17 protein-coding genes are annotated in these 21,721 nt (G+C 71.1%); 7 read left to right on the forward strand and 10 right to left on the reverse strand.

Going from position 1 to position 21,721, the window contains the following annotated elements; translation table 11 throughout:
- Positions 1-97 precede the first annotated feature (97 nt).
- Positions 98-1,933 carry a phosphoenolpyruvate carboxykinase (GTP) gene (locus GGD88_RS00715; protein ID WP_184430909.1) on the reverse strand — a complete coding sequence of 612 codons (1,836 nt, stop codon included), beginning with the start codon at positions 1,931-1,933 and terminating at the stop codon, positions 98-100.
- 178 nt (positions 1,934-2,111) lie between these two features.
- A complete protein-coding gene (locus GGD88_RS00720) occupies positions 2,112-3,074 on the reverse strand; it encodes a HugZ family pyridoxamine 5'-phosphate oxidase (protein ID WP_343056167.1) in 963 nt (320 codons plus the stop codon).
- On the opposite strand from GGD88_RS00720, the gene GGD88_RS00725 reads away from it, so the two are divergent.
- Complete coding sequence (locus GGD88_RS00725; RefSeq protein ID WP_184430911.1) at positions 3,058-3,588, forward strand: copper chaperone PCu(A)C; 531 nt, start codon at positions 3,058-3,060, stop codon at positions 3,586-3,588. The genes GGD88_RS00720 and GGD88_RS00725 overlap by 17 nt on opposite strands.
- 26 nt (positions 3,589-3,614) lie before the next feature.
- Here GGD88_RS00725 and GGD88_RS00730 read toward each other — a convergent pair whose 3' ends face one another.
- From GGD88_RS00730 to GGD88_RS00750, 5 genes are all read right to left on the reverse strand, one after another.
- Positions 3,615-4,799, reverse strand: coding sequence for a vWA domain-containing protein (locus GGD88_RS00730; RefSeq protein ID WP_184430912.1), 1,185 nt, complete (start codon positions 4,797-4,799; stop codon positions 3,615-3,617).
- An 88-nt stretch (positions 4,800-4,887) separates the two neighbouring features.
- A complete protein-coding gene (locus GGD88_RS00735) occupies positions 4,888-5,805 on the reverse strand; it encodes a DUF2189 domain-containing protein (RefSeq protein ID WP_246423466.1) in 918 nt (305 codons plus the stop codon).
- Positions 5,806-5,960: 155 nt separating this feature from the next.
- Positions 5,961-8,768: a phosphoenolpyruvate carboxylase gene (locus GGD88_RS00740; protein WP_184430913.1), complete on the reverse strand. Its 2,808-nt coding sequence runs from the start codon at positions 8,766-8,768 to the stop codon at positions 5,961-5,963.
- 196 nt (positions 8,769-8,964) lie between these two features.
- Complete coding sequence (locus GGD88_RS00745) at positions 8,965-10,032, reverse strand: DnaJ C-terminal domain-containing protein (protein WP_184430914.1); 1,068 nt, start codon at positions 10,030-10,032, stop codon at positions 8,965-8,967.
- Between the two features lie 67 nt (positions 10,033-10,099).
- The gene (locus tag GGD88_RS00750) at positions 10,100-10,597 is read right to left on the reverse strand and encodes an RT0821/Lpp0805 family surface protein (protein ID WP_184430915.1); all 498 of its coding nucleotides are present in this window, start codon (positions 10,595-10,597) and stop codon (positions 10,100-10,102) included.
- Positions 10,598-10,948: 351 nt separating this feature from the next.
- Between GGD88_RS00750 and pdxH the strand changes: the two genes are divergently transcribed.
- The 3 genes from pdxH to GGD88_RS00765 all read left to right on the forward strand — a co-directional run bounded on the left by pdxH (position 10,949) and on the right by GGD88_RS00765 (position 14,060).
- Positions 10,949-11,554, forward strand: a complete 606-nt coding sequence (gene pdxH / locus GGD88_RS00755; RefSeq protein ID WP_184430916.1) for a pyridoxamine 5'-phosphate oxidase — start codon at positions 10,949-10,951, stop codon at positions 11,552-11,554.
- 44 nt (positions 11,555-11,598) lie between these two features.
- Positions 11,599-12,639, forward strand: a complete 1,041-nt coding sequence (locus GGD88_RS00760; protein WP_184430917.1) for a cation diffusion facilitator family transporter — start codon at positions 11,599-11,601, stop codon at positions 12,637-12,639.
- A 401-nt stretch (positions 12,640-13,040) separates the two neighbouring features.
- A complete protein-coding gene (locus GGD88_RS00765) occupies positions 13,041-14,060 on the forward strand; it encodes a GGDEF domain-containing protein (RefSeq protein ID WP_184430918.1) in 1,020 nt (339 codons plus the stop codon).
- Here the strand turns inward: GGD88_RS00765 and zapE are convergent.
- The 3 genes from zapE to GGD88_RS00780 all read right to left on the reverse strand — a co-directional run bounded on the left by zapE (position 14,045) and on the right by GGD88_RS00780 (position 17,156).
- Complete coding sequence (gene zapE, locus GGD88_RS00770) at positions 14,045-15,283, reverse strand: cell division protein ZapE (protein ID WP_184430984.1); 1,239 nt, start codon at positions 15,281-15,283, stop codon at positions 14,045-14,047. The two genes, GGD88_RS00765 and zapE, sit on opposite strands and share 16 nt — an antisense overlap.
- Positions 15,284-15,347: 64 nt before the next feature.
- Entirely contained in the window at positions 15,348-16,076 is a 729-nt protein-coding gene (locus tag GGD88_RS00775; RefSeq protein WP_184430919.1) for a LuxR C-terminal-related transcriptional regulator, read from the reverse strand.
- Positions 16,077-16,676: 600 nt separating this feature from the next.
- Positions 16,677-17,156 (reverse strand): hypothetical protein, encoded by a 480-nt coding sequence (locus tag GGD88_RS00780; protein ID WP_184430920.1) that lies wholly within the window; start codon positions 17,154-17,156, stop codon positions 16,677-16,679.
- A 345-nt stretch (positions 17,157-17,501) separates the two neighbouring features.
- On the opposite strand from GGD88_RS00780, the gene GGD88_RS00785 reads away from it, so the two are divergent.
- The 3 genes from GGD88_RS00785 (at position 17,502) to pstC (ending at position 21,694) form a co-directional block, all read left to right on the forward strand.
- Positions 17,502-18,431 (forward strand): exopolyphosphatase, encoded by a 930-nt coding sequence (locus tag GGD88_RS00785; protein ID WP_184430921.1) that lies wholly within the window; start codon positions 17,502-17,504, stop codon positions 18,429-18,431.
- A gap of 458 nt (positions 18,432-18,889) precedes the next feature.
- The gene (locus GGD88_RS00790) at positions 18,890-19,912 is read left to right on the forward strand and encodes a substrate-binding domain-containing protein (protein ID WP_184430922.1); all 1,023 of its coding nucleotides are present in this window, start codon (positions 18,890-18,892) and stop codon (positions 19,910-19,912) included.
- Positions 19,913-20,227: 315 nt separating this feature from the next.
- On the forward strand, positions 20,228-21,694 hold the full coding sequence (pstC, locus tag GGD88_RS00795) for a phosphate ABC transporter permease subunit PstC (protein ID WP_184430923.1): 1,467 nt from the start codon (positions 20,228-20,230) through the stop codon (positions 21,692-21,694).
- Positions 21,695-21,721 lie beyond the last annotated feature (27 nt).

Here is a 21,721-nt window from a genome sequence, read left to right on the forward strand (position 1 = left end):
GGCGGATGGCGGCAGAAAAACCCCCGCCGGGCGGGCGGCCCGGCGGGGGACAGCGATGCGGGCGCGGGCCGCGCCGTCGCGGCCCGCGGGGGACGGCTTACGCCGACTTGGGCAGTTCCCACACCTCCGGGGCCTGCTCCAGCTCGGCCATCATGAGGTCGCGCATGGCCGTGATCTCCTTCGGCACGCGATCGCCGAACTTGTCGAACAGGTCGGCCTGGGTCTGCACCTCGCGCAGCGCCTTGTCCTTCTCGACGCTCATGATGCGGTTGTACAGCGCCTTGTCGAACGGCAGGCCGTTCCAGTTGATATCGGTGTAGGACGGTACGTTGCCCAGCGGGCTCTCGACCGCGTGGGCCTCACCGCGCACCCGGTTCACGATCCATTCCAGGGCCCGCATGTTGTCGCCGAAGCCGGGCCAGATGAACTTGCCGTTGTCGTCCTTGCGGAACCAGTTGACGCGGTAGATGTGCGGCAGGCTGCCGGCCAGGCGGTGGCCCAGATCCAGCCAATGCTTCCAGTAGTCGGCCATGTTGTAGCCGCAGAACGGCAGCATGGCGAACGGATCCCGGCGCAGGTCGCCGGGCTTGCCCTCGGCGGCGGCGGTCAGTTCCGAGCCCATGGTCGCGGCCAGGTAGACACCGTGGGTCCAGTCCTTGGCTTCGAACACCAGCGGGAAGTTGGAGGCGACCCGGCCGCCGAACAGGAAGGCATCGACCGGCACGCCCGCGGGGTCCTCCCAGCGTTCATCCACCGACGGGCACTGGCCCAGCGGTGCGGTGAAGCGGGCGTTCGGGTGCGCCGCCACGCGGCCGCAATCCGGCGTCCAGTCCTGGCCCTTCCAGTCGATCAGGTGGGCCGGCGGCGCGTCGGTCATGCCTTCCCACCAGACGTCGCCGTCATCGGTCATGGCCACGTTGGTGAAGATGCAGTTCCCCCGAAGCGAGAGCATCGCGTTCGGGTTCGACTTCATCGAGGTCCCGGGCGCCACGCCGAAGAAGCCGTATTCCGGGTTGATGGCCCGTAGCGTGCCGTCCGGTGCCGGCTTGATCCAGGCGATGTCGTCGCCAACGGTGGTGACCTCCCAGCCCTCGTAGCCCTCGGGCGGGATCAGCATGGCGAAGTTGGTCTTGCCGCAGGCGCTGGGGAAGGCGCCGCAGACATAGGACTTGCGGCCGTCCGGGCTCTTGACCCCCAGGATCAGCATGTGTTCGGCCAGCCACCCTTCGTCGCGGGCCTTCACCGAGGCGATGCGCAGCGCGAAGCACTTCTTGCCCAGCAGGGCGTTGCCGCCGTAGCCGGAGCCGAAGGACCAGATCTCGCGCGTCTCCGGGTAGTGCACGATGTACTTGTTGTCGGCGTTGCACGGCCAGGGCACGTCCTTCTGGCCGTCGGTCAGCGGCATGCCGACCGAGTGGACGCAGGGCACGAACTCGCCGTCGTCGCCCAGGACGTCCAGCGCCGCCTGGCCCATGCGCGTCATGATGCGCATGTTGGTGACCACGTAGGCGGAATCGGAGATCTCCACGCCGATCTCGGAGATGTCCGAGCCCAGCGGCCCCATCGAGAACGGAATCACGTACATGGTGCGGCCGCGCATGCAGCCGTCGAACAGGCCGTTCAGGGTGGCCCGCATCTCCTTGGGGTCGACCCAATTGTTGGTCGGCCCGGCGTCGTCCGGATTCTCGGAGCAGATGAAGGTGCGGTTCTCGACCCGGGCCACGTCGGCGGGGTCGGAGCGACACAGAAAACTGTTGGGCCGTTTCTCCGGGTTCAGGCGGATGTAGGACCCGCCCTGCACCAGCAGCTCGCACAGGCGGTCGTATTCCTCCTGACTGCCGTCGCACCATTCGATGCGGTCCGGCTTGGTCAGGGCGGCGATTTCATCCACCCACGCCAGCAGTCTGGCATGCTTGGTCGGTGCTTCGCTCATCAACTCACCCTCCCGTTGGCACGGCGATTCCGCGATTTTAGAATCACACTGAAGATTAAGGTAACCAGGTCATCCGGCTACGACAACAGACACCGGGGTGGACCCGGCGGTCGCCGTTGGCGTTCCATTCCGGCGCTCCCGGGCGGGCGCGCCGTCCTCCCTACTCTGGTGTTTTCTCTTATAGTGTTCGGGCCTCCGGCGCGGGCGCCCCGGCGGCGGCGCCGTCCCGCAGCAGGGACCGCACGGCCGCATCGAGGGCGTCGGCATCGGCCAGGGGCGTGGCGAAGGCGACTCGGCGCACGCGGCCGCTCTCGCCCGGGTCTTTCTCCGCCGGCCCGGGGTCCGGCGGCGCCGGCGGGGCGAGGTCGATCCCGTCCGCGTCCACACCCACCAGGCGCCAGCCGTCCGCGTCCCGGAGCGCGCCCAGCGCCGCCGCGCGCGCCTGCACGCTGGCCGCCAGGTCGGCGGGCACCAGCCAGTCGGCGGGATCGTCGATCCAGGCGGCGGCGCCGAAGCCGCCGACGAAATGGGCATGCGAGACGGTCATGCGATACACTGCGAAGTCGGTAAATCCGGCGTACAGCGCCGCATGGGGATGACGCGCGAGGAACCGGTCCCGGGCCGCCGGGTCCGGGTCGGGGACCAGCCGGCCCATGAGCGTGACGCGCGCGTCCTCCTGGGGATTGACGTGGCCGCCGGCCTCGGTGAACAGCAGGGCGGCGCGGTCATCGGCCTTCAGGTTGCGGGTGTGATCGGACAGATCGGACAGCAACACCAGGGGCGCCCCGCGCGGGTCGGTCGCGACGGTCACCAGCGATCCGTAGGGAGCACCCAACGGTGGCCCGGCCATCACGGTGGATAAGGCGGCCTGGACGCTGCGTCGCACCATCAGGCGCGCGGCCCGACTCTGCGTGCCGGTGGGCCGTTTCCGGGGCTGAACCTTCATCGCGCCGCAGTGTGCCCGGATTCGGCGGACGGGTCCAGCCCGGAGCGGGCCTCGGCGCGCGGCGCGGCACGAACCGCGGCGGTCGCGATGCTTGCCCCGCCGCCGCCGGCACGGCAAGGTTTGCGCCGCACGGGGCGGGTGCGTCCGCCCTGCGCCCATCGCCTCAGGGAGAGTCGTCATGTCGCCGCAGTCCATGTTCGCCGTTCCGTCCCTGCTGTCCGCCGCCCTGCTCGCCCTGCCCCTGGCGATCGGGACCGGCCCGGCGGCCGCCGCCGACGCGGTGACCGCCGGGGACCTCACCATCCGCGCGCCGTGGGCGCGGGCCTCCGCCGGCATGGCGCGGGCCGGTGCGGCCTTCCTCACCATCGAGAACGCCGGCGCCGCCGACCGCCTGGTGGCCGCCGACGCCGAGGTGTCGGACGTCGTCGAACTGCACACCCACATCAAGGACGGCGACGTCATGCGCATGCGCAAGGTGGAGGCCATCGACGTCCCGGCGGACGCCGTCACCCGGTTGCAGCCGGGCGGTCTGCACGTGATGTTCATCGGGCTGCACGCGCCGCTGGAAGAGGGCGAGACGTTTCCGCTGTCGCTGACCTTCGACCAGGCCGGGACGGTGGACGTGACCGTGACCGTCCGGGGTGTGGGCGCCATGGGTGCGGGCATGGGTGCGGGCATGGGCGCGGGCATGGGCCACGGCACCCAGTAGCCTCTCTCGCCACCGCGCCGCCGGTCCTACCGGTTCAACTCGCCCATGGCCCGGTCCAGGCCCTCCAGCGTGAGCGGGAACATGCGCCCGCCCATCAGCTTTTCGACCATCTGGATCGACTGGGTGTAGCCCCAGTGCGCCTGCGGCACCGGGTTGAGCCACGCCGCATGCGGAAACTGGTCCAGCAGCCGGGTCAGCCACACCTGGCCCGGCTCTTCGTTCCAGTGCTCGACCGCGCCGCCGGCATAGACGATCTCGTAGGGGCTCATGGAGGCGTCGCCGACCAGCACCAGCTTGTAGTCCCGGGGGTAGGTGTGGATGACGTCCCAGGTCGGCGTCTGCTCCTGCCAGTGCCGGGCGTTGTCGCGCCACAGCCCCTCGTAGACGCAGTTGTGGAAATAGTAGTGCTCCAGGTGCTTGAACTCGGAGCGTACGGCCGAGAACAACTCCTCGCAGATCCGCACATGGTCGTCCATCGACCCGCCCACGTCCAGCAGCAGCAAGACCTTCACCGTATTGTGCCGCTCCGGCACCATCTTCAGGTCCAGCATGCCGCCCTGATGGGCGGTGGAGCGGATGGTGTCGTCCAGGTCCAGCTCGGTGGCCGCCCCCTGGCGGGCGAAGCGGCGCAGCCGGCGCAGGGCGACCTTGATGTTGCGGGTGCCAATCTCGACCTGATCGTCCAGGTCCTTGAAGTCGCGCTTGTCCCAGACCTTGACGGCGCGGCGGTGGCGCGAGCGGTCCTGGCCGATGCGGATGCCCTCGGGGTTGTAGCCGTAGGCGCCGAAGGGCGAGGTGCCCTTGGTGCCAATCCACTTGTTGCCGCCCTCGTGGCGGCCCTTCTGCTCCTCCAGGCGCTGGCGCAGGGTCTCCATGAGTTTTTCCCAGCCGCCCAGGGCCTCGACCTGCCGCTTCTCCTCCTCGGTGAGGAAGCGCTCGCCCAGGGCGCGCAGCCACTCCTCGGGGATCTCGGCGGTGAGGCCGGCCTCGCCCTCGGGCTTTTCCAGGCCCCGGAAGACGTGGCCGAAGACCTGGTCGAACTTGTCCAGGTTGCGCTCGTCCTTCACCAGGGTGGCGCGGGAGAGGAAATAGAAGTCGTCCACGCTGTACTGGGGCACCTCCGCGACCATGGCCTCCAGCAGGGTCAGGTACTCGTTGAGCGAGACCGGTACCTTGGCCTTGCGCAGTTCGTAGAAGAGGTTCAGGAACATGACGGCGGCATCCCGTGGCGCGGTGGACGTGCATCGCAGGTGGGACGGACTCTAGCCATCGCAAGGGGCGGGGGGAAGAGACGGCCCGTCACCCCTCGGGCGTCCGCACCGTCTCCCGGTAGGCGTGCCAACTGGCGTGGCCGATCAGCGGCAGCGTCAGCGCCAGCCCGACGAACAGGGTGACCAGCCCGGCCTGGGTGAAGACCGCGATCAGCCCGGCCCACAGCGCCATCGCCGGCCCGTTGCGCAGCACCGCGACGATGCTGGTCAGCACCGCCTCGACGGCATCCACCTTGCGATCGAGCATCATCGGCGCCGAGATCACGGCGCACACGAAGGCGACGGCGGCGAAGACCGCGCCCACGGCGGAGCCCACGGCCAGGAACACCAGACCCTCCGGCGACAGGGTCTGGTTGAGCATGCTGCCCCAGGACATGCTCACATAGGGGAAGAACAGGGCGAAGATCAGGGCCGCGAAGCGCAGCCAGATCATCATCAGGAACATGAGCGCGACACCCAGCGACAGCATGTGGAACGGGTTGGCCCGCCACGCCGTCAGCGCCGAGCCCAGGCTCGGGCGCTCGCCGCGCTCCAGCCGCCGGCTGATGTCGTAGAACCCCATCGCCAGCGCCGGCGCCACCAGCAGGAAGCCGGCGCCCACCGAGGTGACGAGATAGTCCATCCCGGCCAGCACCAGACCCACGGTCAGGGCCAGGCCGAGCAGGGTGAACAGTCCGCCGAGGGCTAGGCTCACCGGCCACGCCGCCATCAGGTCGCGCCAGCCGGCGGCGAGCCAACCCCAGGGCGCGTCCATCGTCAGGGTGGTGACGCGCTCCGCCAGGGGCTGCGCCCGCGCCGGCGGATCGGCGGCGGCGGCGGCGGACGGCCGCCCCGCCGTCGGGTCCGTCGGGTCCGCCGGGTCGACCGAGTCGGACTCGGGCATGGTCGGCACGGCGCCCGATCCCGCGGGGCCGATGGTGTCCGCGGGGGTGGGGGTGGTCTGCATGGAACGCCCTCCCTGTCCGGGGCCGCCGCGCGACGACCGGGCGGCGGCCGGCGCGCCCCGGTTGATCCGGGGTTGGCGCCATCCTGACCGTTGCCAGCATGGAACAAAGCGGGAGGGAGGAAAAGGGCGGGATCGCGGCGCGGGGGGGACGCGGCCTATCCCGTCGCGCCCAGGCCGGCGGCGATGGCGTTGACCGTCTGCAACAGCGACGGCAGCCAGCGGTCCGCCTCGTACTCCTTGCCGTCGGCGCGCAGCCGCCGCCAGCGGTCCAGGATCTGGACCTGGCGGGCGTGGATCGGGGCCAGCGCCGGGGCCCGCAGGCTCAGCACCCGGTGCACCCGCGGCCGGGTTTCCGACAGCGGTCCCTCGTAGATGGCCTCCAGCGCCACCCGGGTGCGCTCGTACTCGTCCAGGATCAGGTCCATCAGGCGGTCGCGCAGGGCCTCGTCCTCGACCAGGCCGGCGTATCGGCGCATGATCCGGGGATCGGCGGTGGCCCAGGCCGTGGCGGCGTTGCTGATGAGGTAGTGCAGCGGCGGCCACTCGGTGGCGCGCTTGCAGGCGGCCAGGCGTTCGAAGGCGTCGGGGTCGTCGTCGCGCAGCCCGATCAGCGCGCTGCCGACGCCGAACCAGGCCGACACCAGGAACCGCGATTGGCTCCAGGCGAACACCCACGGGATGGCGCGCAGGTCCTGCAAGGTGCGCTGGCCCGTGCGGCGCGCCGGCCGCGAGCCGATGCGGCTGGATTCGATGACGTCGATGGGCGTGGCCTGGGCATAGAAGTCCATGAAGCCCTCGGCCTCCAGCAGCGAGCGGTAGCGCGCCCGGCTGTCGGCCGCCAGCCGCTCCATCACGGGCGCCAGGGCGTGTCCGTTGCGGCCGGCGCGGCGGCCCCGCAGAGTGGCGTTGAGGGCGCCGGCGGTCAGAAGCTCCAGGTTGTAGGCGGCGGTGACCACGTTGGCGTACTTCTGGGAGATCGTCTCGCCCTGCTCGGTCAGGCGGAACTCGCCGTCGATGGCGCCGGGCGGCTGTGCCCGCACGAAGCGGTGGGTGGGGCCGGAGCCGCGGCTGATGGTGCCGCCGCGGCCGTGGAAGAAGCGCAGGCGCACGCCGTGCCGCTCCGCCACCGCGATCATGTCGGCCTGCGCCCGGTACAGGCCCCACTGACTGGCCACCAGGCCGCCGTCCTTGCCGCTGTCGCTGTAGCCGATCATGACCTGCTGTCGTGGGGCCGAGCCCCCGGCGTCGCGGCGCTGCTGCTCCAGGCTGGCGCGGGTGACGGGGTGGGACAGGAAGGCATCGAGAATGCCGGCGCTGTGCTGGAGATCCTCGATGGTCTCGAACAACGGCACCACCGGCAGCGGGCAGCAGGCGACGCCGTCCGGATAGGTCAGCAGGCCGGCCTCGCGCCCCAGCAGGTACACCGCCAGCAGGTCGGAGAGGCCCCGCGTCATGCTGACGATGAGGGCGCCCAGGCCGTCCGGTCCCCGCTCCTGGATGCGCCGGGCGACCACCCGCAGGCAGCCCAGCACGCTGGCCGCTTCCGGCCCGGCACGGGTGCCGTCGTGCATGAAGGGGCGCGGCGAGCGCAGTTCGGTTTCCAGCAGGGCGAGGCGGCGGTCTTCGTCCCAGTCCGCGAAGCCGGCGCCGTCGAGCCCGCCGGCCACCAGCAACTGAGCCACGGCGCGGTCGTGGAAGGCGCTGTTCTGACGGATGTCGAGCGAGGCCAGGTGGAACCCGAAGGTCCGCACCATGGCGTGCACCGCGCCCACGTCGCGGTCGGCCAGCCGGCGCGCCCCGATCGCCGACAGCGTGTCGCCCAGCAGCTCCAGGTCGGCCAGGAGTTCGCGCGGCCGGCGGTAGCGCCCGGGCGCCACCGGACCCGACGGCGTCGGCAGGGCGGCAATCATCAGATTCACCATTTGCCGCCAGGGCTCGCCGCGGTTGCGTTCCAGCGCCGCCTGGGCGTCGTCCCCCAGGGCTTGGGCCATGCGGGTCAGGCGCGTGGTCAACGCCGGCGGCACCGCCTGGCGCGAGGTGGTCAGCGACAGCCCGGCGGCAAGCTTGCCGAGCCGGTCGCGCAGGTTGTCGAGCGCGGTGGTGGCGAGCTGCTCCAGGGTCCAGGCGGTGATCTCGGGGGTGACCAGCGGGTGGCCGTCGCGGTCGCCGCCGACCCAGTTGCCGAAGGTGACGCGCGGCCGATGGGTCGGGTCACGCAGCAGCGCCGGGTCGAAGCCGACGCGGCGCCAAGCCGTCTCCAGCCGCCGGTCGAGCCACGGCAGTGTCTGCGGGAACATCTCGCCCAGGAAATACAGGACGATCCCCAACTCGCCCTGAACGGTCGGCTTCTCCAGCAGGATTTCGCCGGTGCGCCACAGCCGCTCCAGGCCGGCCTTGGTCTCGTCGCGCAGCGCCGCGCGCTCGCCCGGCGTCCACATGGTGTTCTCGTTGTCCACCAGCAGGCGGTAGATGGCGCGGTGATGGTGCAGCACGCTGGACCGCTTGGCCTCGGTGGGATGGGCGGTCAGAACCGGTTCGACCCGCACCGTCCCCAGGGCATCGGCGATCTCTGCCGGGGTCCAGCCGTCGCGGGCCAGTCGGCTCAGCACGTATTCCCAGGAGCCCGAATCGGCCTCCAGCGAACCCTCGCTCTCGACCCGGCGCCGGCTCTGGGCGAGGGCGTTCTCCTCGGCCTGGTGCAGGAGCTGGAAGGCGATCGAACGCGCCTCGACGCACCGTTCGGCGAGCGGATCGGCCGGGTCTTCGGGCCACTCGTTGACGCGCTCGACGTCCACGGTCACCAGGGTGTCGCCCTCGCGCGGCCAGGGCAGGCGCGTGGCGACTCCGTGTTCGCCGATGTCGCCCAGGACCTCGGCGAAGGCGTCCATCAGAGAGCGCAGGTCCTGGTCGACCTTGGGCAGGGCGGCGGCGTCGGACAGACGCGAGGTCAGGATGGCGGGCATGGGCGGGCCTCGCTGTGAGCCGGCGGATGTCAGGGAAGGCGTGGGAACGGGGACTCGAGGATATGGGGCAGGGGCGGCGGAACCCAAGGGGTCGTGGGGCCGCAAGGCGCCTCCCCCGGCGGGACCTTAGGACAATCGGGCGGGAATGCCCATGACGGTGATAGGCGCATCGCATCCCCGGCCGCGACCGCGCCCGTCAGCCGTCGGTGGCGGGGTCTTCCAGCCCGGTGCGCACGTCGGCCGCCCCGGCCGGCTGCCATTTTCGGGCGAAGGCGCGCAGTTTCTCGTCCTTGGGGTCTTCCAGCACGAGCCGCAGGCGGACGAGTTGGTCGCCGCGCGCGCCCGCCGGGCCATCCTTCCGGGGCAGGCCCTTGCCGCGCAGGCGCAGGGTGGCCCCGGTGTTGGAGCCCTCGGGCACCGTCACTGCGACCCGGCCGTCGATGGTGGGCACCGTGATCTTGGCGCCCAGCACGGCCTCGCGCAGTCCGACCGGCACGTCGGCGATGACGTCATCGCCCTCGCGGCGGAACACGGGATGCTCGCGCACGACGATCTCGACCAGGGCGTCGCCGGCCGGGCCGCCGAAACGCCCCGCCTGGCCCTGTCCGCGCAGGCGCAGGACGGCGCCGCTCTCGGTGCCGGGGGGCACGCGCACGTCGAGCGTCTTGCCGCTGGTCAGAGTGATGCGGCGGGTGGTCCCGAGCGCGGCCTCCTCGAAGGCAACGCGCAGGCGATACTGGGCATCGCCGCCGCGGGCTGCCCCGGTCTGCGATCCGCCGCCACCTGGACCGCTGCCTGCACCGCCGCCCGCGCCGCTTCCCTTGCGCTTGGCCGACTGGGCGCGGGCGAAGATGTCCTCGACGGTGTCGGCGCCCTTGAACAGGTCCTCGAAGCGGAAGTGGAACCCGCCATCGGATCCGGCGGATCCGGCGGATCCGGCGGATCCGTCGGTTCGGCCGCCGCCGGCCCGGAAGCCGGAGAACCCGCCGAACCCGCCCGGTCCGGCGCCGGCATGCCCGCCGCGGAACCCGAACGGCCGCTCCTGGCCGTTGGCGTCGATCTCGCCGCGGTCGAAGCGGGCGCGCTTATCGGCGTCCGACAGCAGGTCGTAGGCCGCGTTGAGGTCCTTGAACCGCTCCTCGGCCTTGGGGTCGCCGGGGTTGACGTCGGGATGCATCGTCCGCGCCAACCGGCGATAGGCGCGCTTGATCTCGTCTGTGCTGGCGCTGCGCGCAACGCCGAGCACGCCATAGGGGTCCTTCATGACCGTCCCGTCGCCCCACAGTGTTCACGGAAACTGCGGACAATATAGGTCGGTGTGCAAGAGCCCGCTAGTTGACCATCTGCCAGGTGCCGTCCGGCTGGCGGCAGGCGGTGCCCGTGGCCTCCTCCAGGCGGCCGTCGATCGTCACCGTGGTGCGGAACTGGCGGCAGTACTGGCCGGTGTTGGTGTAGCCGTCGTTGACCGGCGTGAACGTGCCGCTGTTGCCGGATTGCGGGTTGTTCCAGCGGATGGTCTGGCCGACCGGGGCGGTGTACGCCTGCTGCGACGCCTGGCGCATGCGCATGCGGTCGGTCTCGTCGAGCGAGCGGCCGATCTCGCTGCCGACCACGGCGCCCAGCAGCACACCGAGCCCGGTGGCGGCCATCTTCCATTCGGTCGAGCCGCCGAACTGGGAGCCGAGCAGGCCGCCCAGGGCGGCGCCGCCGACGGCGCCGGCGGTCTGCTTGGGGTTGTTCTGGGCCTGCTGGCAGGCGCTCAGCACGGGCGCGGCCAGCAGGACGGCGGCCAGCGCCGTGGCGGTGGAACGTTTCGCGATGCTGTGCATGGAGGGACCCTTTCTCACGTTCTCTCGTCTCCGGGCTCTCGTCTCCGGGCTCTCGTCTCCGGGCTCTCGTCTCGGGGAGCGACTCCGGGGCCATGTCCGAGCGGGTCGGGCGCGCGACCCATCCTTCCCGCTACCGTGGCCCACCAAGATGGCGAAATAAAGGGCATATCCGGGCCGTCCGACGGTGCGGCGGCCAGAACCGGCGGCGGCGGCCGGGGCGTGCGCCGCTCTCACATGGGGCTGGAAAGCGCGGCCGGGTTCTGGTTTGTGTGGGCGCCCCGTTCCCAGTCCGGTGGTCGTCCGGCCCGCGCGCCGCGCGGCGGCGGCCGGCCCGCTCAGGAGGATTGTCCCGTGTCCTCGATCGACGTGTCCGATCCGTTCGCCCTCTTCCGCGCCTGGCTGGCCGAGGCGGAGGCGGCCGAGCCCAACGACCCCACCGCCATGGCGCTGGCCACGGCGACCCCGGACGGGCGGCCGTCGGTGCGCATGGTGCTGCTCAAGGACGTCGTGCCCCGGCCCGGCCCGGACGGCGGCTTCGTCTTCTACACCAACATGGAGAGCCGCAAGGGCGAGGACCTGGAGAACAACCCGCACGCCGCCCTGTGTTTCCACTGGAAGAGCCTGCGCCGCCAAGTGCGGGTCGAGGGGCCGGTGGTCCCGGTCAGCAACGCGGAGGCCGATGCCTACTTCGCCTCCCGCGCCCGCGACAGCCGGATCGGGGCCTGGGCCTCGCAGCAGTCGCGGCCGTTGCGCGCGCGCATGGACCTGGAGAAACGCATCGCCCAGTATGCGGCCCGGTACGCGGTGGGCGCCGTGCCCCGGCCGCCGTACTGGACCGGGCGCCGCGTCGTGGCCGAGCGCATCGAGTTCTGGCGCGATCGACCGTTCCGGCTGCACGATCGCATGGTCTACACCTGGGACGGCACGGCCTGGCGGACCGAGCGGCTGTATCCCTGAGCCGGCCGCCGCCACCACCGCCGCCGCGAGGAGGACCCGTTCCGATGGTCGACAGCCCCGTGTTGCCCGAGACCGAGGCCGCCGCCGACACCACCGCGCACGCCGGGCGCCTGATGCGGTGGGCGACCTATGCCGCGGTGGGGACGGCGACGACCCTGATCCTCATCAAGCTGGTCGCCTGGACACTGACCGGTTCGCTGTCGCTGCTGTCGACGCTGGTCGATTCCGTGCTGGACGCGGCGGCCTCGCTGCTGAACCTGTTCGCGGTGCGGGTGGCGCTGGCGCCGGCAGACCGCGATCACCGGTTCGGCCACGGCAAGGCCGAGCCGCTGGCCGGGCTGGCGCAGGCGGCCTTCATCGGCGGCTCGGCCCTGTTCCTGGTGGTCGAGGCCAGCGACCGGTTCCTGGACCCCGTGCCGGTGGCGCGCTCGGGCCTGGGCATCGCCGTCATGGTTGTGTCGATCGCCATGACTCTTGCTCTGGTGGCGTTCCAACGCCACGTCGTGCGGCGCACCGGCTCGATCGCCATCCAGGCCGACTCGACGCATTACGCCGGCGACGTCCTCATCAATCTCAGCGTGATTCTCTCGTTGGTGCTCGCCACGACGGTCGGCCTGCCCTGGGCCGATCCGGCGTTCGCGTTCGCCATCGCGCTCTACCTGCTCTACAATGCATGGGCGATCCTGCGCAATTCCCTGAACCTTCTGATGGATCGGGAGTTCGACGAGCCGGACCGCACGCGCATCCTGGAGATCGCCCGCGACCACGCCCAGGTGCTGGACGTGCACGATCTGCGCACGCGCTCGTCCGGGCCGCAGCGGTTCATCCAACTGCACCTGGTGATGGAGCGCACCCTGCCGCTCTGGCAGGCCCACGGCATCGCCGATCAGGTCGAGGCCCGCATTCGGCGCGCCTTTCCGGGCGCCGACGTGCTCATCCACCAGGACCCCTCGGGCCTGGCCGAGCGCCACGACGCCCTGGTCTACAGCGACGGACCGGCGGCCGACGCCGACCCGGCGTCCGCGGACGGTGCACAGACGGGCCAAGAGATCGGGCCAGGGGCGCAAGACTCGCGCCCCGCCTAAAGACTGTCCGGGCCAATGAAGACGCCGAAAGGCTGAGGCTTGCCGCCGCCGTTGCTCGGGGTCATCGTCAGTGGCGGTCCGGTCCCGCATTCCGGTCCCGGCGCTCTTTTGATTGTTGGCTTTCCGGTATCCTTTCCCTACCATGCCGTCCCGGTTGCAGGTGTGGTCCGGCGACCCGGCCGCGCGGTTACAGCACTGTGCGTTTGTATCACGGTGCATTTGCGTCACCATGCGTTTGCATCACCATGTGTTTGCATCACCGGGCATTTGCAGCACTGAGAGTGTGCTGCAGCGTGCCGGAGAGTGTGGCCGGAGAGTGTGGCCGGAGAGTGTGGATGCGCGGCGGACACCCGGTGCAGGGCCGAACGCGGCCGCACCCAGATAATGCAGGGGAGGGGGGCATGGCCGAGGACCCCGCTCGGGTTTTGGTGATCGGGGGAGACGGCGAGCGGGTTGACACCCTCTGCGTCACCCTGGCTGGCGACTCCGACGTTCACAGGGTGCCCGACGTGGACGCGGCCGAGGGGGCGGTGTTCGGGTTGCGGCCCGACCTTGTGGTGCTCGACGCCGCTCTTCTGGGCGACCGCGCGCGGCATCTGTGTGCCGCGCTGCGGGCCGACACCCGCACCGCCATGACGCCGGTCGTGCTGCTGCAAGCCGGGGCCGACGGGGCGGGTGGCGCCGGCGGCGCGGGCGCGTCGGCGCGGGCGTGGCGGGACCTCGGCATCGCCGACGTGCTGTCGGAGCCGGTGGACGCCGACCTGGCGCGGGCCCGGGTCGCCTGGCTGGTGGAACTGCGTCGCCTGCGCATGGACATGGCGCTTGCGGTCCGCTGCGAGACGGGCGGCGGCATCATGAACCGCCGCGTGTTCGATGGCCTGCTGCGGCGCGAGAGCGGCCGCCTGCGCCGGTCCGACGGCTCGCTCGCGCTACTTCTTCTCGACATCGACCACTTTCGGGACTTCCGCGCCCGCCACGGCGCCGCGGCCGCGGAAGACTGTTATCACCGGGTGGCGGACTGCGTCTCCGCCCGCCTGCGGCGCCCGCCCGACGTGGTCTCGCGCTTCACCGCCGACCAGGTGGCCTGCCTGCTGCCGGAGACGGACCTGCGCGGGGCCCGGGTGGTGGCGGAGACCATCCGCGAGTCGGTCGCCGCGCTGGCGCTGCCGCACGGGGACTCGCCGGTGGCCGATCACGTCACCGTGAGCGTCGGGGTCGCCGCGCGGCGCTGCTCCGGGCCCGAGGTGGACGCCTGGCTGCTGTCGGAATGCCTGGAGCGGCTGAGCCGGGCGCGACGCGAGGGCTGCAACCGCGTCGTCGCCGGTGATGGCGGCCCCACCCTGATGGGCGGCGGTCTGGAGCGGTTCGGCGCACTGTCGGGCGGCGCCGACATGCCACCGTACGGCTATTCGGCCCTTTGACCGGCCGGCGCGGCCGGCGCCGGATGCCGGTCCAGCACGTGGGGCCGCCCCAGGTAGTCGGCCGCCTGCATCTCCATCAGGCGGGAGACCGTGCGGTCGAACTCGAACCGGCCTTCGCCGGCCTCGTACAGCTCGGTGGCCGGCGCGTCGGCACCGCAGACCAGGGCCGTGCGGTGCTCGTAGAGGGCATCGACGAGGACCACGAAGCGGCGCGCGCGGTCCCGGTCCTGCGGCCCCAGGCGCGGGATGCCGCTGACCACCACGACGTCGTACAGGCTGGCGATTTCCAGGTAATCGGCGGCCCCGAGCGGTCGCCCGCACAGGTCGTCGAAGGAGAACCAGGCCACGCCGTTGCCGGCCCGCGACACGGCGATGGCCCGACCGTGCACCGGGATCGTGTCCGGCGTCTCCGGGGTGCCGTCCAGCAGCGCCTGGAACGTCTTCTCCAGCATCGCGTCGGTGTCGGGTCCGAGCGGATGGTGATAGAGCGCGTGGCCCTGCAACCGGCCCAGGCGGTAGTCCTGGGCGGCGTCCAGTTCCAGCACGTCCAGACGGGTTTCCAGCAGGCGGATGAAGGGCACGAACTTCTCGCGTTGCAGCCCGTCCTTGTACAGGTCGGCCGGCGGCCGGTTCGAGGTCGTGACCACCACCACGCCGGCGTCGAGCAGACGGCCGAACAGGCGCGCGACGATCATGGCGTCGGCGATGTCCTTGACCTCCATCTCGTCCAGGCACAGCAGCGTGGCGCCGGCGGCGATCTCGTCGGCCAGGCGCACCAGGGGGTCCGTGCCCTCGCGTCCCTCCTGGCGCCAGCGGTGCAGGGTCTCGTGGATCTCGCGCATCAGGACGTGGAAGTGCACCCGGCGCTTGCGCGTCAGCGCGACGGATCCGTGCAACAGGTCCATCAGCATGGACTTGCCGCGCCCCACGGCGCCGTGAATATACAGGCCGCGCGGCGCCGTCCGTCGCGCCTCGTCGCGTCGCGCCTCGTCGGCCCGCCGGCCGCCGGCCGCGCCGCGCCCCAGCCCGGGCAGGCGCCGCAGCAGGCCGCGTCCGGCGCCGCGGGCCGCGCCGCCGTCCGGCCGGCCGGCGTCATGCGCGGGCAGGGCCGCGGCGAGCGCGTCGAGGCGGTGCACCACATGCTCCTGGGCGGGGTCGGGATGCAGCGTGCCCGCCTCCAGCAGGGCCCGATAGCGGGCCAGCGGGCCGTCCGGCGCGGTCATCGCCACACCCCGGCGGTCCCCGCCGCCGTGCCGCGCCCGGGGCCTGTCCTCGTCGTCGCGGGAGTCACGAGGCCCGGCCGCCCCCGGCCGCCGCGGCCTCCGGACTGGTGGCGAATCCCAGGCGGGCGGCGGCGACCACCGCGCCGGTCCGGTTGTGCACCTTGAGGGCCTTGAGAATCGCGGTCACGTGCAGCTTGACGGTGCCTTCGGACAGGTCGAGGGCGCGCGCGATCTCCTTGTTGGACTTGCCCTGGCCGAGCAGCGCCAGGACCTCCCGCTGGCGCGGCGTCAGCAGGCCGCTGGCCGGGGTCTGCACGGGCGCCCGGTCCGGATCGGCCATCGCCGCCGCGCTGTCGCTGCCGAGGGGCAGGGCCTCGCGCAGGTGGCTGACCTCGCGGTCCTCCAGCAGGGCCGGCGGCAGATAGACCCCGCCCGACAGCACCAGGCGCAGGGCGCCGATCATCACCTTGCCGCTCGAGGTCTTGGGGATGAACCCGGAGGCGCCGAGCCGGACCGCGTCGGTGACCAGGCGGCGGTCCTCGGCCGCCGTGAGCACCACCAGGGGCGTCTCGCCGATGCGACGCTTGAGCGCGGTCAATCCCTCGTGCCAGGACATCCCCGGCATGACCAGATCCAGAAGGACGAGATCCACGCCCGGCGGCTCCGCGGCGCGGGCCAGGGCCTCGTCGAAGGTGCTGGCCTCGATGATCTCCAGACCCGGGTCGAGTTCGGTCAGGACCAGCCGCAGCCCGTCGCGGAACAGTTCGTGATCATCTGCGATCAGAAGTCTCACCGGACCCTCGCGCTGCTGTTTGGCGCCGTGCGCCCGTCCCCCGGTCTACCTCATCCCGCCCGCGGCGCGGCCTCCCGCCGACCGGACCGGCAACATCGAGTCTGCCCGGTCCCCAGCCTGATCCGCGCCTGATCCGCGCCCGACCGGTGCCGGTGACACCGCCCCCGCGCCCGGGGCTCGGGCTGCGTTGGGGTGTACCAGGGTCGTTGCGCGGGAGCCGCCGTGCGCCTGCCTTCATGCGCCTGCCCGTGTGCGCCTGCCTGCGGTGGCGACCCGGCCTGTCGGCAGGGGGGGCGGTTCCGACGCCCCCGACTTTGGTCATACTAGGGACGTTTTGATCCGCTGGCAAAGGCTTCCGCATATCTGGACCAACACCGGAACCAACACACATGTGCGGCGTCGGCGGCGGGCGCAAGCCCACGGCGTGCGAACGCGGGGTCATTCGGCAATCGAGGGCAGAAATAGGGCAAGACACCCGCCGGGCATTCGCTTGCAAGGCGCATCGGGACGACAGTCCGGCGGTCGCCCCGAGACCGCTGCAACTCTTGCAGTATACGGCCGCGACGCTGCTCGCCCCGGCCGCAAGCGCCCGGGCTTGGCCTACAGGCGCGGCGGTCTCGGCACCACGCCGCCCGGGTAGACGGCGCCGGGCGCGTCCGGGCCCGCCGCAGACCCCGCGGGGGGACCAAGCCGGGGCGAGGCCGGGCCGGCGGATCCCGGTGGGACGCAGGTGAAGCGCGCCCGCCACGGCTGCATCAGGCGACAGCGCAGCAGGTCCTCGCCGTCGAACCGCGGCACCCGCCCGGTCTCGGCGCAGACCTCGGCAGCCAGGGCGCGAACCTGCTCGGGCGTGGTCTCCCCACGGGCATAGCAGATCACCGGCCGATCGAGGGTGGACGGCCCCACCATCTCGCGGCTGCCGGCCTCGCGCCGGCTGTCGACGAAGGGCGCGCCGCAGGCCGCCAGCAGCGGGAGGGTCAGGCCGGCGACGGTCAGCAGGGCGGCGCGGGTGCGTCGCGTCCGTCGGGTCGGGGGGCGGCGGGCCGCGTCCCGCGCGGTCGGCCGATCCTGAAACAGCATGGCGGGGTCCCTGGGAACGCTCCAGCCGATCGCCCGAAGTCGGCGTCATGCCGTGATCCGGCGTCGGACGAGGGTCGGCTGATGACTCAACAGATCGCGGGGCGTCGCGCGCCCCTTCGTGATCACCGACATGATCACGGATTGGCGCAATCCGCGCTCGCGGCGGTGGCACGGCGCCGATCCCCTGTGTGGGCCGGCCGGTGCCCGGAATCAACCGGGAATCGACCGGGACTCAAGGGCCTGTGCCGGTCGCGACACGGTGTGCGGCGCCGTCCCGCCGTTGCTTGCGCAGGGCACGGCCGGTGCAGTATACGGGACGGCGAATGACACCGGGGAGACCCAGGCATGGCGAATGCCAAGCATCGGCTGGTCACACGCAGCGACTTCGACGGCCTGGTCTGTGCCGCCCTCCTGAAGGAACTCGACATGATCGACGAGATCATGTTCGTCCATCCGAAGGATATGCAGGACGGCCGCATCGACATCACAGGGCGGGACATCACCACCAACCTGCCCTATGTGCCCGGCGTTCATCTGGCCTTTGATCATCACCTGTCCGAGACCATTCGCGTCGGCCGGCGCGACAATCACATCATCGACCCGCTCGCGCCCTCGGCCGCCCGGGTGGTTTACGAGCACTTCGGCGGTCGGGCCGCGTTTCCCCGCATCTCCGACGAGATGATGGAAGCGGTCGACAAGGCGGACTCCGCGCAGTACGAGAAGGAGGAGGTCCTCAACCCGACCGGGTGGGAGCTGCTCAACTTCATCATGGATGCGCGCACCGGGTTGGGACGGTTCCGGACCTTCCGGATTTCCAACTACGCCCTCATGATGGAGTTGATCGACTATTGCCTCGACCATCCCATCGAGGATGTGCTGGCGCTGCCCGACGTCCAGGAGCGGGTGGCGCTGTACCGGGAGCACCAGGACCGCTTCAAGGACCAGCTTCAGCGTTGCGGTAGCGTGCACGGCAATCTTGTCGTGCTGGACCTGCGCGGCGAGGAGACCATCTGGGCCGGCAACCGGTTCATGGTCTATGCGCTCTATCCCCAGTGCAATATCTCCATGCACGTCATGTGGGGCCTGAAGCAGCAGAACACGGTGTTCGCCGTCGGCAAGTCGATCTTCGACCGGTCCGCCCGCACCAACGTCGGCGAGCTGATGCTGGAGTACGGCGGCGGGGGCCACCACGCCGCCGGCACCTGTCAGATCGCCAACGACAAGGCGCGCGAGGTGATGGCCGACCTGATCGCGCGCGTCACCGCCGACGGCTGAGGCCGTCCCGGGGCTGGTGCCCCCCCCTCCTGTCACGAGACCGTCTCGGGATACCGGGCGCCCACCCTGGGGCGTGCCCCGGCCGGCGGCGCGTGACCGGGCGGCGGGGGCGGACCTGTGGCGGGGTTATCGGCTGCTGTCGCGCGGATCGCGATCAATCGGAACCACGATGTGGTTCGGATTGATCGCGTGACTCCGCGCGACCTATATGATTCTCAGCCGATTTTTGCGGCAAACCGAAATCGCGCTGCGAGTCCGGTTTGTCGCAATCGGCTGTAATCAAACATTCACGGCCCTGTCACACAGGCGTCGTCGTCCGTGAGTACGGTGCCGCCCATCCGGGTGCCGGAGCGGTGCCCGGACCGCATGTTCGTTCGGTCGCGGGCTGCTCCCGGGCCGAGGCCGCTCCGGGGGCGGGCACCCCGGAGAGACGCTCCCACTCAGATTTGGAGGTCCTCGTGATCAAGAAGAGCATTCTGCTGGCCGCCGTGGCGACCGTCGGCTTCGCCGGTGTCGCTGAGGCGCGCGACCAGATCCGCATCGTCGGCTCCTCGACCGTCTATCCGTTCACCACGGTGGCCGCCGAGACCTTTGGCAAGAAGACCGGTTATCCGACCCCGGTCGTCGAATCGACCGGCTCCGGCGGCGGCCTGAAGCTGTTCTGCGCCGGCCTGGGCGTCGAGCACCCGGACTTCACCAACGCCTCGCGCGCCATCAAGGCGTCCGAGATCGAGACCTGCGCCAGCAACGGCGTCGACAAGATCACCGAGATGAAGGTGGGCTACGACGGCATCGTGATGGCCAACTCCAAGGCCGCTCCGGTGCTGGATCTGACCAAGGAGCAGGTCTTCCTGGCGCTCGCCAAGGACGTTCCGGTCGACGGCGAGTGGGTCGCCAACCCCAACACGAAATGGTCGGACATCGACCCGTCCCTGCCGGACGCCGACATCGAGGTGCTGGGCCCGCCGCCGACCTCCGGCACCCGCGACGCCTTCCTGGAACTGGTGATGGAGCCGGGCTGCGAGTCCTTCGAGGCGTGCGCGAGCCTGGACGGGGACGCGTTCGATGCCCGGGCCTTCACCCTGCGTGAGGACGGCGGCTTCGTCGAGGCCGGCGAGAACGACAACCTGATCGTCCAGAAGCTGGAAGCCAACGCCGATGCCGTCGGTATCTTCGGCTACTCGTTCCTGGACCAGAACCTGGACAAGATTCAGGGCGCCATGATCGACGGCGAGGCCCCGACCTTCGAGAACATCGCCTCCGGCGCCTACCCGGTGTCCCGTCCGCTGTTCGTCTACGTCAAGGTGGCGCACATGGGCGTGATCCCCGGTATGGAGGAGTTCCTGGAGGAGTACACCTCTGACGCGGCCTGGGGTCCCGAAGGCTATCTGTCCGACAAGGGCCTGATCCCGATGGACGACGCCGAGCGCGCCCAGTATCGCGATGCCGCCCTGAACCAGGTTGACAACGTCAACATGTAAGGGTTCAACGCGTCGGGCCGCGGTCCTCCCGATCGGGATGATCGCGGCCCGGCGTCGCGAGGGCTTTCCGACTCGGTCGCGCCGGAGCAGGCGCCGGGAGACCGAGCCGGAAAGCCGTCGCACGGGGAGCACGGAGGCGTCACCGCGCCGCCGCAAACACGCCGTCGCCGCATCGCGCCGGGGCGGACCGGGGCGGCGGTCATGCCGTCCGCCGCCCGCGCCATCCATCTGCAAACCGGGGCCGCCCCCGGCCGGTCAGCCCGTCGCGGGGGCACGCGGCGCGGCGACGGAGGGGCGGAAAACGGGGACTCATCCATGGACACCTTGCTGGTCATCGCCGCCATTCTGGTGCTGGCGGCCGTCGGTTTCGCGTTCGGACGCCGGCGCGCCGTCGTCCAGAGCGCCGGCGTGCCCGCCCGCCTGCACTCGCTGCCCGGCTACCACGGCCATTTCGTCGCGCTCTGGGCGGCGGTGCCCGCGCTGGTTCTGCTGGCGATCTGGGTGCCGCTGGAGCCTGTCCTGGCGATGAACGCCGCGCTGGACTACTTCCAGGCGCATGTCTCGGAGCCCGGCAACATGGAGAGCATCCGGCAGTCCAAGTTGGCCCTGCTGCTGGGCATTCCCCAGGATGCCACCACCCTCCGGCTCGATGAGCTGGGCGCCGACCAGTACGCGCTCATGCAGACCGAGATCCGGAACACGGCCGTCGGCACCGCCACCACGGGGCATTCGGCATTCATCCAGGAGGTGGCGGACTACTACGCCCGCTACCGCACCACCAGCTACCTGATCATGTTCGCCGCCGCCGTCGGCGTGGCCGGGGCCGGCGCCGGCTTCGCCTGGTCGCGCGTCGCGCCGGAGATGCGCGCCCGCAACCGGGTCGAGGCGGCGGTCAAGTGGTTCATGATCCTGTGCTCGACGGTGGCGATCCTGACCACCGTGGGCATCGTGCTGTCGCTGCTGTTCGAGGCCCTGCGGTTCTTCTCCCGCATCCCGGTCACCGAGTTCCTGTTCGGCCTGCACTGGAGCCCGCAGACCGCGATCCGTGAGGATCAGGTCGGCTCGACGGGGGCCTTCGGCGCGGTGCCACTGTTCGCCGGCACGATGCTGATCTCGTTCATCGCCATGTGCGTGGCCGTGCCCATTGGCCTGCTGTCGGCGATCTACATGGCCGAGTACGCGCACAGCAAGGTGCGCGCCGTGGTCAAGCCGCTGCTGGAGATCCTGGCCGGCATCCCGACGGTGGTCTACGGCTTCTTCGCGGCGCTGACGGTGGCGCCCTTCTTCCGCGATCTGGGCGACGCGGTGGGGCTCGACGTCTCTTCGGAGAGCGCGCTGGCCGCCGGCGTGGTGATGGGGATCATGATCATTCCCTTCGTCAGCTCGCTCAGCGACGACGTCATCACCGCCGTGCCGCAGTCGATGCGCGAGGGCTCGTACGGCCTCGGCGCCACCAAGTCCGAGACCGTGCGCCGCGTCATCCTGCCGGCGGCGCTGCCCGGCATCGTCGGCGGCGTGCTGCTGGCGGTCAGCCGCGCCATCGGCGAGACCATGATCGTGGTGATGGCCGCCGGCCTGGGCGCCAACCTGACCGCCAACCCGCTGGAGGCGGTGACCACCGTGACGGTCCAGATCGTCACCCTGCTGGTGGGCGACCAGGAGTTCGACAGCTCGAAGACGCTCGCCGCTTTCGCCCTTGGCCTGGTGCTGTTCGTGATGACGCTGTTGCTCAACATCGTGGCGCTGCACGTGGTGCGCAAGTACCGCGAGCAGTACGAGTAGGGTCCGCCGCCGGACCCTGTCCCCGCG

The organism is Roseospira goensis (assembly GCF_014197795.1).
In the GTDB taxonomy this organism is placed as follows: domain Bacteria; phylum Pseudomonadota; class Alphaproteobacteria; order Rhodospirillales; family Rhodospirillaceae; genus Rhodospira; species Rhodospira goensis.

Excerpts from the sequence above, each read along its gene's own strand:
- zapE (WP_184430984.1), bottom strand. The coding sequence starts at position 15,283 with ATGACCGCGCCGGACGGCCCGCTGGCCCGCTATCGGGCCCTGCTGGAG.
- pstC (WP_184430923.1), top strand. The coding sequence starts at position 20,228 with ATGGACACCTTGCTGGTCATCGCCGCCATTCTGGTGCTGGCGGCCGTC.
- GGD88_RS00750 (WP_184430915.1), bottom strand. The coding sequence starts at position 10,597 with ATGCACAGCATCGCGAAACGTTCCACCGCCACGGCGCTGGCCGCCGTC.
- GGD88_RS00740 (WP_184430913.1), bottom strand. The coding sequence starts at position 8,768 with ATGCCCGCCATCCTGACCTCGCGTCTGTCCGACGCCGCCGCCCTGCCC.
- GGD88_RS00780 (WP_184430920.1), bottom strand. The coding sequence starts at position 17,156 with ATGCTGTTTCAGGATCGGCCGACCGCGCGGGACGCGGCCCGCCGCCCC.
- GGD88_RS00715 (WP_184430909.1), bottom strand. The coding sequence starts at position 1,933 with ATGAGCGAAGCACCGACCAAGCATGCCAGACTGCTGGCGTGGGTGGAT.
- GGD88_RS00785 (WP_184430921.1), top strand. The coding sequence starts at position 17,502 with ATGGCGAATGCCAAGCATCGGCTGGTCACACGCAGCGACTTCGACGGC.
- GGD88_RS00760 (WP_184430917.1), top strand. The coding sequence starts at position 11,599 with ATGGTCGACAGCCCCGTGTTGCCCGAGACCGAGGCCGCCGCCGACACC.
- GGD88_RS00725 (WP_184430911.1), top strand. The coding sequence starts at position 3,058 with ATGTCGCCGCAGTCCATGTTCGCCGTTCCGTCCCTGCTGTCCGCCGCC.
- GGD88_RS00730 (WP_184430912.1), bottom strand. The coding sequence starts at position 4,799 with ATGTTCCTGAACCTCTTCTACGAACTGCGCAAGGCCAAGGTACCGGTC.
- GGD88_RS00765 (WP_184430918.1), top strand. The coding sequence starts at position 13,041 with ATGGCCGAGGACCCCGCTCGGGTTTTGGTGATCGGGGGAGACGGCGAG.
- GGD88_RS00735 (WP_246423466.1), bottom strand. The coding sequence starts at position 5,805 with ATGCAGACCACCCCCACCCCCGCGGACACCATCGGCCCCGCGGGATCG.
- GGD88_RS00720 (WP_343056167.1), bottom strand. The coding sequence starts at position 3,074 with ATGGACTGCGGCGACATGACGACTCTCCCTGAGGCGATGGGCGCAGGG.
- GGD88_RS00745 (WP_184430914.1), bottom strand. The coding sequence starts at position 10,032 with ATGAAGGACCCCTATGGCGTGCTCGGCGTTGCGCGCAGCGCCAGCACA.